The sequence below is a fragment of the Paracidovorax citrulli genome (genome assembly GCF_900100305.1).
Taxonomy (GTDB): Bacteria; Pseudomonadota; Gammaproteobacteria; order Burkholderiales; family Burkholderiaceae_C; genus Paracidovorax; species Paracidovorax citrulli.
Map to the genome: position 1 here is coordinate 14,619 of NZ_FNEY01000017.1, position 12,437 is coordinate 27,055.

7 protein-coding genes are annotated in these 12,437 nt (G+C 70.8%); 6 read left to right on the forward strand and 1 reads right to left on the reverse strand.

Annotation, left to right across the window (positions count from 1 at the left end):
* The 4 genes from ppa to BLR99_RS12775 all read left to right on the forward strand — a co-directional run bounded on the left by ppa (position 1) and on the right by BLR99_RS12775 (position 6,232).
* Entirely contained in the window at positions 1–537 is a 537-nt protein-coding gene (gene ppa / locus BLR99_RS12760) for an inorganic diphosphatase (RefSeq protein ID WP_011795764.1), read from the forward strand.
* 211 nt (positions 538–748) lie between these two features.
* On the forward strand, positions 749–1,609 hold the full coding sequence (imuA, locus tag BLR99_RS12765) for a translesion DNA synthesis-associated protein ImuA (RefSeq protein WP_011795765.1): 861 nt from the start codon (positions 749–751) through the stop codon (positions 1,607–1,609).
* Complete coding sequence (locus tag BLR99_RS12770; RefSeq protein ID WP_041827440.1) at positions 1,575–3,005, forward strand: DNA polymerase Y subunit UmuC family protein; 1,431 nt, start codon at positions 1,575–1,577, stop codon at positions 3,003–3,005. The genes imuA and BLR99_RS12770 overlap by 35 nt, the downstream gene beginning before the upstream one ends.
* On the forward strand, positions 3,002–6,232 hold the full coding sequence (locus BLR99_RS12775; protein ID WP_011795767.1) for an error-prone DNA polymerase: 3,231 nt from the start codon (positions 3,002–3,004) through the stop codon (positions 6,230–6,232). Before BLR99_RS12770 ends, BLR99_RS12775 begins: the two co-directional genes overlap by 4 nt.
* A 1-nt stretch (position 6,233) precedes the next feature.
* Here BLR99_RS12775 and BLR99_RS12780 read toward each other — a convergent pair whose 3' ends face one another.
* Positions 6,234–8,522, reverse strand: a complete 2,289-nt coding sequence (locus tag BLR99_RS12780) for an AsmA family protein (protein ID WP_011795768.1) — start codon at positions 8,520–8,522, stop codon at positions 6,234–6,236.
* 154 nt (positions 8,523–8,676) lie between these two features.
* Between BLR99_RS12780 and BLR99_RS12785 the strand changes: the two genes are divergently transcribed.
* The gene (locus tag BLR99_RS12785; protein ID WP_011795769.1) at positions 8,677–9,600 is read left to right on the forward strand and encodes a pseudouridine synthase; all 924 of its coding nucleotides are present in this window, start codon (positions 8,677–8,679) and stop codon (positions 9,598–9,600) included.
* Between the two features lie 286 nt (positions 9,601–9,886).
* Entirely contained in the window at positions 9,887–12,391 is a 2,505-nt protein-coding gene (locus BLR99_RS12790) for a discoidin domain-containing protein (protein WP_011795770.1), read from the forward strand.
* Positions 12,392–12,437: the final 46 nt, after the last annotated feature.

Below are 12,437 nucleotides of genomic sequence, written 5' to 3' on the forward strand. Positions count from 1 at the left end.
ATGTCCCTCAACAACGTCACCCCTGGCAAGAAGCTTCCCGAAAACTTCAACGTGGTCATCGAGATTCCCGCGGAATCCGACCCGATCAAGTACGAAGTGGACAAGGAATCCGGCGCGGTCTTCGTGGACCGCTTCCTGACCACGGCCATGTACTACCCCTGCAACTACGGCTATGTGCCCCAGACGCTGTCCGGCGACGGCGACCCGGTGGACGTGCTGGTGATCACGCCGTACCCGCTGCACCCCGGCGTGGTCGTGCCCTGCCGCGCGCTCGGCATCCTGAAGATGGAAGACGAAGCCGGCGTGGACGGCAAGGTGCTGGCCGTGCCCACCACCAAGATCCTCAAGATGTACGAAGGCTGGAAGACGGTGGACGACGTGAACCCCGTGCGCCTGAAGGCCATCAGCCATTTCTTCGAGCACTACAAGGACCTGGAAGAGGGCAAGTGGGTCAAGGTGCTGGGCTGGGAAGGCGTCGATGCCGCCCACAAGGAAATCACCGACGGCGTCGCCAATTACCAGAAGTCCCAGGGCTGATGCCCCGGGGCGGGTGGCCCCGCCCCTTGCCGGCGCGCGGCCGGTACCCTGGAAAAGCCTGCCGGCTGTGCGCCCGCAGGCTTTTTTTGCGCCCGCGGGGGGGCCGCCATGGCGCCGTATCTCGGGGCGGGCATGGACAACGGCACCGATCACGGCCGACAGGTGCAGCGGAATAAATGCTGTATATTTGAACAGTATTCAGCAAGACGCCATGGCCGTACCTCTTCCCATTGTCCCGCCGGCTTCGCAGGCCCATTCCCGCCCTGGGGCGGGCCCGGCATGGGTGGACGTGCCGGGCGTGTGGCGGGGCGATTCCCTGCGTCCCGTCGATAAGGCCGCAGGAGCACGCGTGCAGCCTTCGGGCCATCCGGCACTCGATGCGCAACTGCCCGGCGGCGGCTGGCCGCGGGGCGCGATGTCGGAAGTGCTGCTGGCGGGCCAGGGCCGGTCCGAATGGCCGCTGCTGCTGCCGGCGCTGGCCGGTGCGGCGGCGCGCCCGGGGCAGGTGGTGCTGGTGGCCCCGCCGCTCGAGCCTTTCGTGCCCGTGCTGCATGCGGCGGGCCTGCCGGCGGCGCGCCTGTGCTGGGTGGCGCCGCCCGCGGATGGCCGCGATGCCGCGGCCGCCTGGGCCTGCGAGCAGGCGCTGCGCTGCCGGGATGTGCTGGCCGTGCTGGCCTGGCTGCCGGCCGCACGCCCCGACATGCTGAGGCGCCTGCAGCTGGCGGCTGCGCAGCACGGCCCGCTGCTGTGGGTTTTCCGTCCCGAGTCCCGGCGGCAGCAGGCATCGCCCGCTCCGCTGCGGCTCTGGGTGCGGCCGGGGGAGGGCGAGGGCGCCTTGCAGGTGCACGTGCTCAAGCGCCGCGGCGCGCCGCTGCTGTCGCCGATGGACGTCCCCGCCCACGGCACCGCCCTCGCCACGGCCCTGGCGGCCGCGAGCGCGGCGAAGCGGCGGCATCTGTCCGCCTGGCGGGAAGGGATGGCGGCGCGCAACGCGCCATCGCGCCTGCGGGTGCGCGGAGAGCAACCGGAGGCCGGCCATGCACTGGATCGCACTGCCGTCGCGGCAGGATGAGCTGCCGCCGGGCATGCCCGCGGCGGCGGCCGGCTGGTGGGCGCTGCGCTTCACGCCGCGCGTGGCGCTGCTGGACGAAGCCGTGCTGCTGGAGGTGTCCTGCACCGAGCGGCTCTGGGGCGGCCGCGACCTTCTGCTGACCGTGCTGCGGCAGGGACATGGAGCCTCTCCACCTTCGGCTCCGCGTGGAGCACCGGCCGACGGAGGCCCGGCCCCGGGCGAAGAACCTCCTTGTGCGGATGAGGCCCCCATGGCCCAGGCCCCCACGGCCCTGCAGGCCCTGGCTTTGTTGCGGCTGCAGGCTGCGGGCCGGCCGCTGCCGCGCCGCATGCCGCACGGCCTGCCGCTTGCCACGCTCACCGCCCTGCGGCCGCATGCCGCCAGCCTGGAGCGCATGGGCTGCCGCACCTGGGGCGCCGTGCGCGCGCTGCCGCGCGACGGCGCGGCCCGGCGGTTCGGCGCCGAGCCGCTGCGGGCGCTGGACCAGGCCTGGGGCGACGTGCCCCATCTTCTGCCGTGGCTGGAACTGCCCGAGCACTTCGAGCTGCCGGCCGAACTGCCCGCGCCGGCCACGTCGGCCGAACAACTGCTCTGGACCGCGAACCGCCTGCTGGGTGCGCTGCGCGACTGGCTGCAGGCGCGCCACCGGGGCGTGCTCGCGCTGGAACTGTCGTGGCGCCACGACCTGCGCCGGCTCGACGGCCAGGATCTTCCGCCGGGCGACCATCTGGCGGTGCGCACGGCCGAGGCGACGCAGGACCTCGCCCACCTGCGCCGCCTGCTGGCCGAACACCTGGCGCGCCGGCCCCTGGCGGCGCCGGTGAACCGACTCGTGCTGCGCGCTGCCGATACGGCGGCCTTGCCGCAGGCCAGCGAGAGCCTGCTGCCGCCGGGCACCGAAGAAGGCGGGGAGGGCGAGGGCTGGCACCAGTGGGTGGAGCGGATGTCCGCCCGCTGGGGGGCCGGGCAGGTGCGCGTGCCCGTGCTGCAGGCCGACCACCGGCCCGAGCGCATGCAGCGGTGGGAAGCCGCCGCGCGGAACCTGCCGCGGCGCCCGCGGGGTCAGCCGGCGGATCGCCGCCAGGGTGCAGGCCCCGCCGCCGCGCCCTGCGAGGCCGCGGGCACCTCCGCCGACGCCGCCTTCTGGCCGGGCTGGCTGGTGCATCCGCCCCGGCCCCTGGCCCTGCAGGGCGACCGCCCCTGCCTGCAGGGGCCGCTGCGCCTGCTGGCCGGGCCCCACCGGTTCGAAGGCGGCTGGTGGGATGGCGGCATGGAGCGGCGGGATTATTTCGTGGCGTCGAACGCCGCCGTGGGTACGGTCTGGATCTACCGGCAATGGCAGGGGGACGGCGCGAGCGGGCACCTGCAATGGTTCTGGCACGGGGTGTATGCATGAGTGCGGAGCCGCTTCCAGAACCTGCGGAGGGCGCCGCCGCGGCATCCGGCCTGCCCGGCTATGCCGAACTGCACTGCCTGAGCAATTTCAGCTTCCAGCGGGGGGCCTCGCACCCCATCGAACTCGTGGAGCGCGCGGCCGAGCTCGGCTATGCGGCGCTGGCTTTGACGGACGAATGCTCCGTGGCCGGCGTGGTGCGCGCGCACACGGCGGCCCGCCGGTGCGGCCTGAAGCTCATCGTGGGCAGCGAGTTCGCCTGCGGTGACGTGCGGCTCGTGGCCCTGGCGCGCGACGAGACCGGCTGGGGCAACCTGTGCGAATTCATCAGCGATGCGCGGCGCATCGCTCCCAAGGGTGAATACCGTGTCCATGCGGGCAGCGACTTTGCCCGCCTGCGGGGCTGCGAGGTGCTGGTCGCCCCGCGCCGGGATCGTCTCTCCGCGCTGGAGCCGCGCGGCGTCGGGCTGGCGGTGGCGCAAGCCTGCGCGCCGCTGCGCGCGCAAGGCATCCACCCCTGGGTGGCGGTGGAGCTGCACACGGCGCCGGACGATGCCGCCTGGCTCGAGGCGCTGGAGCGCGCGGGGCGGGCGCTGGACCTGCCCCTGGTGGCCGCCGGCGATGTCCACATGCATGTGCTGCAGCGCAAGCCGCTGCAGGACGTGGTCACCGCCGTGCGGCTGGGCCGCCCGGTGTCCGAATGCGGCTTCGCGCTGCAGGCCCACGGCGAGCGCCGGCTGCGGCCGCGCATGCGCCTGGCGGGCATCTACCCGCCCGCGCTGCTTGCGGCGACGCTGGAGGTGGCCGCGCGCTGCACCTTCAGCCTCGACGAGATCCGTTATCGCTATCCGCGCGAGAACGTGCCCGATGGAATGACGCCGGGCGAGGCATTGGCGGCCTACACGGAAGCCGGTGCGCGGGAGCGCTATCCGCAGGGCGTGCCCCCGGAGGTGCGCGCGCAGATCGCGAAAGAGCTGGAACTCATCGCCCATTGCCGCTACGAGATGTACTTCCTCACGGTGCACGACATCGTGCGGGAGGCGCGCCGGCGGGGCATCCTCTGCCAGGGGCGCGGCTCGGCGGCCAATTCGGCGGTGTGCTTCTGCCTCGGCATCACGGCGGTCGATCCGACCAAGACGCAATTGCTGTTCGAGCGCTTCATCAGCAAGGAGCGCGACGAGCCGCCTGATATCGACGTGGACTTCGAGCACGACCGGCGCGAGGAGGTCATCCAGTACATCTACCGCAAGTATGGCCGCGAGCGCGCGGCCATCGCGGCCGTGGTCATCACCTACCGCACGCGCAGCGCGCTGCGCGACGTGGGCAAGGCCCTGGGCGTGGCGCCGGCCGTGGTCGATGCCTTCGCCAAGGACCACCACTGGTTCGACGAGGACATCGCCGCCGAGCGCCTGCAGGAACTCGCCGCCGGCCTGGGCGCCCCGATCGCGGCGCACACGGCCGCGCTGTGGCTGGAACTGGCCCACGAACTGCGCGGCTTCCCGCGCCACCTGAGCCAGCACGTGGGCGGCTTCGTGCTCACCGAGGGCAAGCTCACGCGCCTCGTGCCCGTGGAGCCCGCGAGCATGGACGGGCGCTCCATCATCCAGTGGGACAAGGACGACCTGGACGACATGCACCTCATGAAGGTGGACGTGCTGGCCCTGGGGATGCTGAGCGCGCTGCGCCGCGCGCTCGACCTGCGCGCCGCGCTGCGCGGCCAGGCTTGGGAGCTGGCGGACATCCCGCGCGAGGATCCCGCCACCTACGACATGATCTGCGCCGCCGACACCGTGGGCGTCTTCCAGATCGAGAGCCGCGCGCAGATGAGCATGCTGCCGCGCCTGAAACCCCGCGAGCTGTACGACCTCGTGGTGGAGGTGGCCATCGTGCGGCCCGGGCCGATCCAGGGGGGCATGGTGCATCCGTACCTGCAGGCAAGGGAAAGGATGGCCCGGGGAGACGGTTTCGTGCTGGAGCACAAGAAACTGGGGCCCGCACTGGAGCGCACGCTGGGCGTGCCCATCTTCCAGGAGCAGGTCATGCAGATCGCGATGATCGCGGCGGATTTCACGCCCGGCATGGCCGACGACCTGCGCCGCTCCATGGCCGCCTGGAAGCGGCGCGGCGGCGTGCACCGCTTCGAGCAGGCGCTGATGGAGGGCATGCGCAATAACGGGTATTCCGACGATTTCGCCCAGCGCATCTACCAGCAGATGCTGGGTTTCGGCGAATACGGCTTTCCCGAAAGCCATGCCTACAGCTTCGCGCTGCTGGCCTATGCAAGCAGCTGGTTCAAGCGCCACGAGCCCGCCTGTTTCCTGGCGGCCCTCCTCAATTCGCAGCCCATGGGTTTCTACACGCCCTCCCAGCTCGTGCATGATGCCCGCCGCCACGGGCTGCGCGTGCTGCCCGCCGATGCCGCGCACAGCGACTGGGACAGCACCCTCGAAGGGCCCGCTGTGCCGTTGCCCGGCCTGCAGCAGGCGCAGCCCGCGGTGCGGCTGGGCCTGCGCCTGGTGGCCGGGTACGGGCCCGAGGCGGCCGCCAGGCTCATGCGCGCACGGGCCGCAAGCCCCTTCGCCGGCGTGCAGGACCTGGCCTTGCGCGCGCGCCAGGACCGGCAGGACCTGCAGGCGCTGGCCGCGGCCGATGCGCTGCGCTCCCTGGCGGGGCACCGGCGCCAGCAGATGTGGGATGCGGCCGCGCAGCGGCGCGCGCCGGCGCTGCTGCAGGAGGCCCCGGTGCATGAAGCCCCGCTGGCCCTGCCCGAGGCGCCCGAGGGCGAGGAGATCGTCTTCGACTATGCCGCGACCGGCCTCACGCTGCGCCGCCATCCCATGGCGCTGCTGCGCGAACGCATGGCCGGCTGGCGCATCCAGGCCGCGCAGGCGCTGCAGGCCGTGCCGCACGGGCGGCGCGTGCGCGCCTGCGGCATCGTCACCGTGCGCCAGCGGCCGGGATCGGCCAAGGGCACGATGTTCGTCACGCTGGAGGACGAGACCGGCACGGTGAACGTCATCGTCTGGCCCGCGCTCGTCGAAACCTGGCGCAATCCGCTGCTGCGCTCGCGCCTGCTGGCCGTGGAGGGCCTCTGGCAGTGCCACCGCCCCGATGGCGCCGACCCGGGCGCCGCCGTGGTGCGCCACCTGGTGCTGCAGCGCTGCAAGGACCTGACCCCGCTGCTCGGCCGGCTCGCCCCCGCGCTGGAGGGCAGCCGGGATTTCCACTAGATCAGCGCCGGGCAGGAGCCGATGCCGCCGGCCTGGGCGTTGCCCCCGCCTTGCCGGCCTGCACGTCGCGGTCGGCATGGGAGAGCAGGGCGGCGCAGTTCTCGTCGTCCTCCGCGGCCGGCACGGTGACCGGCACCAGGGCCAGCGCCACCGGGGCCACGGCCGCGGCGGCGACAGCGGCGCCCGCGCGCAACAGCAGCGGGCCGGCTTCCACGCCGACCTTCGGGTCCGCGAAATGGCCGCGCACGTAGAGCGGCGTGCGCAGCGAGAAAAACTTCCATTTCAGTGACTCGGGCTTGATGTAGAGGTCCATGTACTCGCGGCCCAGGTCGATCGTGCCCATGGCCTCCACCACGGCCTCTTCGGTGTTGAGCTTCACCGAGCGCGTCTGCGCGATCCCGTCCTTGATGCCGAAATCCGCCACGGCGCAGCGCAGCTGCACTTCCTTGTTCTCGCCGAAGAGCTTGGCCACGACCACGCTGCCCACGTTGAGCGCCGCCAGATCCAGCATCTGCTTGCTGAAACGGCCGTCGCGGATATAGACGCGCGCCTCGCCGTTGCTGGTGCCCAGCATCTTCGCGATCGAATTGCCCGTGCCGTTCACCGCCATGGCGCCGTCGAGCCGGCCGAAGCTCTTTTCCATGAGCTCGACCTTGGGGAAGAGGGCCGACAGGCGCAGTCCGTCCACGCTGCCGCGCAGCCGGGCCTTGAGCGGCGCCTCGCGGCCGTCGAGCACCACGTTGGAATCGATCTTGCCCTGTGCCACGCCGAAGCGCAGGGGCGAGAGCGTGAGCTGCGCGTTGTCCATGCGGGCATGCACGTCCAGGTTCTCGATGGGCAGGCTTTCGTCGCGCACGATGCGCTCGCCCTTGAACTTCAGGTCCAGGTCCATGGCGTTCCAGCGGTCGGTGGCGAAGGCGGCGTCGGGCAGCACCTTGCCCGCGCGCCTGGACGTGCCTTTCTCCTGCGGCCGCTCGCCGGACGGCGCGCCGACCACCGGCCCCAGGTCGGCCAGGCGCAACTGCCGCGACGCCATCTCGCCCGTGAGGCGCGGGCGCGGCTGGCCGGAGGTGTAGGTGAGCTGGCCGCGCAGGTCGCTCTGGCCCACCGTGCCGGTGAAGTCCCGGTAATCCCACACCGCGCGGCCCGGCTCCAGGCTGCCGACCAGGTGGCCCTTGGTGCGGAAGGGGGGCGTATTCGGCAGCACGATGCCGGTGAGCGGATACAGGTCGGCCATGCTCTCGGCCTGCAGCAGCACCTGCAGGTCCATGCCGGCGAGCGCCAGCGGGTTGGCCAGCGTGCCCTCCACCTCGGCCCGCACCGTGCCGGCGCGTGCCTTGAACTGCAGGGGGTACTGCACGTCCTGCTGCCGCAGCGACAGTGCGTTGCCCGCCTGGCCGCTGCCTTCGATGCGGGCCCTGGCATAGCGCCCGCGCACATCGAAGCGCACGCCGTAGGGGCCGGGCTGGCTTTGGGTCGCCAGGTGCGCGACGAAAGCCAGGTCCTTCTGGGCGTCCGCCATCGCCAGCCGGCCATCGTTGACCACCAGCCGGGCCACGTTCACCGTCCAGGGGTTAGGGCTGGCGCTGCCGTCGGGAGCAGGGCGGTCGAAGGTCCAGTTGTTGCTGCCGTCTGCACGCCGCGCGAGCGCCACGTCGGGTGCCTGGATGGACAGCGTACCGACGGACACATGCCGCACCAGCAGCGGCAGCAGCTTGAGGGACGCCGTAGCACTGCCCACCGTGGCCATGGGAGGAGGGGGCGCGGACCCGGACCCGGCGCCCCGGGCGGCCTCGGGAGCGCTGGCTGCCGACGCTGGCACCGATGCGGGCGCTGCCGAGGGCGAAGCAGGCACCCCGGGGGCCGATGCAGCCGCAGAAGCCGCGGCAGCGCGGCGTTCCACCACCCGGGCGTCGGCATTGTCCGCGTCCATGCCCACCGCGCCATAGCGCCCGAAATCCGTACGGTTGCCCAGCACCATGCGATCCGCCTGCACGGTGAGGCCGGGCACCCAGCGCCGCCAGCCGGTTTCCATGTCCACCGGCTGCGGCCAGTGCCAGCGGGCCGAGAGATCGCCCTCGATCGCGAAATGCCGCCCGGTCGCCGCGCTCACGCGCTCGTTGATCCAGGGGCGGGCGCGGTTCCAGTCGAAGGTGAGCAGGATCACGAGGGCGATCAGCGCCAGGACGACCAGTGCGCCCAGCAGGCCCAGCAGCCAGTTGAGGGCGCGCCCGTGCTGCCGGCGTGCCGCGTGGAAACGGTGGGAGGGGAGCAGGGCGGAAGGGCGCATGGATGGCAACGGAGCGTGGATCGGGATGGCAACAGCTGCGTCCGATCCTAGTGTGCGCCGGGCCGCCCCTGCGACGGCAGGCATCCCATGTGCCACGCGCCCCTGTCCTACACGGCGATGGCGGAAGGCGGGGGCCTGCCTAGAATGCGCGCCCATGCACAACTCCCACGATCCACGCGTTCTGCCGGTGCGCGAGGGCGTCAGCCCCAGTTGCGTGGTCACGCCCAGCCAGGGCGGCGGCCTGCTGATCGACTTCCTGGCCGGGCGGCTGCCCGTGGTCGAGCGGGAGGAATGGTTGCAGCGCATGGAGCGCGGCGAGGTCATGGACGAGCACGCGAGCCCGGTCACCCCCGTTCGCCCCTTCGTTCCGGGCCTGCGCATCTATTACTACCGGGAGCTGGCGAGCGAGGCGGTCATCCCCTTCGAGGAGGCGGTGCTCTACCAGGACGAGCACCTGGTGGTGGCCGACAAGCCGCACTTCCTCCCCGTGGTGCCCACCGGGCGCTACCTGCAGCACACGCTGCTGGTGCGGCTCAAGCGCCGCCTGGGCCTGGACGAGCTGTCGCCCGTGCACCGGATCGACCGCGACACGGCGGGACTGGTGCTGTTTTCGGTGCAGCGCGCCACGCGGGGGCGCTACCAGGCGCTGTTCCGCGACCGGGCGGTGGACAAAACCTACGAGGCTGTCGCTCCCTGGCGGGTGGACGTGGCCTTCCCCCGGGAGCGGGCCAGCCGGATCGAGGAAAGCCCGCAGTTCTTCCGCATGCACGAGGTGCCGGGCGAGGCGAACAGCCTCACCCGCATGGAGGTGCTGGACGTGGACGGCGCCTGGGCCCGCTACCGCCTGTCCCCGGTGACGGGGCGGCGCCACCAACTGCGGGTCCACATGGCGGCCCTGGGCCTGCCGCTGCGGGGCGACGCCTTCTATCCGGAGGTGAACGATCCGCCGGAGGGCGATTTCTCGCGGCCATTGCAGTTGCTGGCGCGGGCGATCGCCTTCACCGATCCGGTCACGGGCCGGGAGCGCCGGTTCGAGAGCGGCCGGCAACTGGAATGGCCGGTGGCGGACCGCGCCTGAAGCCAGGGCACGAGGAGCGCCCGGCGCTCGGCGGTGGCCCGGTGGTACCGGCCCAGCGCGCAGGGCGGATTTTTTCCTATCGATTTGCGAGGGAAGCGTTTTATTGCCGGAATTTATTGAAATATCGTTTTGATAATTTGAATCAAGTTCCCTGTGCATAAGGGATCGAACGGATATTTCCACCAATAACGATGCCAGAATATGCCCCCTCGCGATCCATGGAAACCTCGATGGAAGTTTGCATGGCTGGGAAACCTGAAAATCCACACGCATTCACAAGGGCCCCATGTTTCAAGGAACCCAAGTTACCACTGCGTTTCTGCTGCTGTGTTCGGCCTTGCTCACGGGGTGCGGCGGTGGGCAGGAAAGCGCCAGTGCCGGCTCTTCCGGCGCCCTGGAGGTCGCGTCGAAAAGCACCGCCGCTGCCCCTGCCGCGCAGGCCCGCGTTTTCGTGCACCCCGGCGCGCCGCTCACCCGCGCGGATCTCGATACGCTCAAGTCGTACGTCGAGCAAGGCCGGGAGCCCTGGAAATCCGCCTATGACCTGCTGGCGAAAGACGGCAAGGCCCAGTTGACCTACCGCATGGCAGGCCCGTTCGCGAAAGTCAGCCGCGGCCCCAACGAGAATCTCTGGGCCTGGCGCAACGACATGGTCGCGATCTGGAACCTGTCGCGCATGTGGCACTTCACCCGCAACGAAGACTATGCGCAGAAAGCGCGCGAGATACTGCTGGCATGGGCCACCCGCCAGACCGAGTTCTCGGGGCGCGAATCCATGCTCGACCTGGGCGACTACGCCTATATGTTCGTGGGCGGGGCGGAGATCCTGCGCGGCACGTGGCCGAACTGGAAGGAGGGCGACACCGCCGCGGTGAAGAAATATTTCCGCGACGTCCTGATTCCGGCGTCGAATCCCTACGGGGAAAACCAGTTCGGGGCGGCCAACAAGGGGGCGCTGGCCCTCGTTTCCCTCGGGCTGATGGCGATTTTCAACGACGACGCGGAAACGCTGGACAAGGTCGTCAGCCAGGTCCGCACGCTCGCGCACATCGGGCTTAGAAACTCCAACGACATCGGCATGCTCGGCGATTCCCTGCGGGACCAGGGACATGCCCATGTCCAGCTCCTGTCGCTCACCATGCTCGCCGAGGCGCTCTGGAAGCAGGGCATCGACGTCTATTCCGACCTCGATGGCCGCCTGCTCGCGGCGGGTGAGTATTTCGCGCGGGTGAATGAGCTCGCCCCGACGGCGGCCCTGCCTTTCGGCACCACGGACCGCTACTACATCGCCGACATCACGGGACACGGCTGGCGCGGCGCCAATGGCGGCAACATCGCGCTCGAGCTGATCCATGCCGCCTACGTGCTGCGCAAGGGCATGCAGGCGCCGTTCATCGCGCAGAGGCGCCGCTGGACGCCGGTGGACGGCAGCAGCTTCATGTTCCTCAAGGACGTCGATACCTCCAGGGCGGCGCCCGCGGCGGCACTTCCCGTTCCCGCCACCGCCTCGGTCACGTCCGGCTTCGGCAGCGTGGATATCGGTGGCGCCAATCCGCCCGGCACGGCCACCTATGCCAACGGCCGGTGGACCGTCCAGGGGGCGGGTTCCGGCATCTGGGCCGCGAGCGACAGCGGTCACTTCATCTACAAGGCCCTCGCCGGCGACAGCGCCATCATCGCGAAGGTCGAGTCGATTCAGAACACCGGCCAGGCCGCCAAGGTGGGCGTGATGATGCGCACCAGCCTGGAGGCAGGCGCTCCGCGTGCCTGGATGGCGGTCACCAACAGGAAGCAGGTCGAGCAGAACATGACGAAGCTCGCCGTGTACGGCGGGACGAACTACTCGAACAAGGCCCACGACCTTCCCGGACCGGCGTCGTCCTACTGGGTGAAGCTCGAGCGCATCGGCAACATGATCACCGGCTACGTGTCTCCCGACGGCACCAACTGGGCCGCGACGGATGTCGGCCGCATCGAGGCCCCGGTGCCCGAGACGATCTACGTGGGCCTGGTCGTTTCCTCGGGCGCCAATGGCACGCTGAACCGATCCACGTTCAATCACGTCCAGATCACCGGAGGCGACGGCGGCGCACCGGTGGTCGTTCCGGAAGCTCCGGCCCTGCTGCTCGCCTCGCCGGGCGACGGCGCCGTGCCGCTGCGCTGGCAGGCGTCCTTCGGCGCCACGAGCTACGCGGTCAGGCGTGCGACCTCCAGCAGCGGCCCCTACGAGGTCATCGCGCCGCGCGTCGTGGGCAGCAGCTACACGGACACCTCCGTGAGCAATGGCGTGACCTACCACTACACCGTCACCGCGGCCAATTCCGCGGGCACGAGCGCCAGCTCTCCGGCGGACAGCGCCACGCCGGCGCGCCCGCTGGCGAACATCGCCACCGGAGGAGCCGCGTCGGACAGCGCGGGCAACGCCGCCAACGCCAGGAGCGCCTTCGACCGGAACTCCGCCACGCAATGGTTCCATCCGGGCGCCACCGGCTGGCTGCAGTACGACCTCGGCCGCGTGCAGGCCGTGGAGCGCTACGTGGTGACCAGTTCCAACGACAAGGTCCAACGCGATCCGAAGGACTGGCACTTCCAGGGCTCCAACGACGGAGCGACCTGGACGACCCTGGACACGCGGCGCGGCCAGGCGTTCGCCGAACGCTATGAGGCGAAAACCTACCCGATCGCACAGCCGGCCGCTTATCGCTATTACCGGCTCGACATCACGGCCAACAACGGGGACGGCGGCTTCACGGATCTTTCGGAACTGGGGTTGCTGGCTTCCGGCAGGTAGTGACGGGGCGGTCACAGCGGCGGCCGGAGCCCGGGAGCGACCGGTG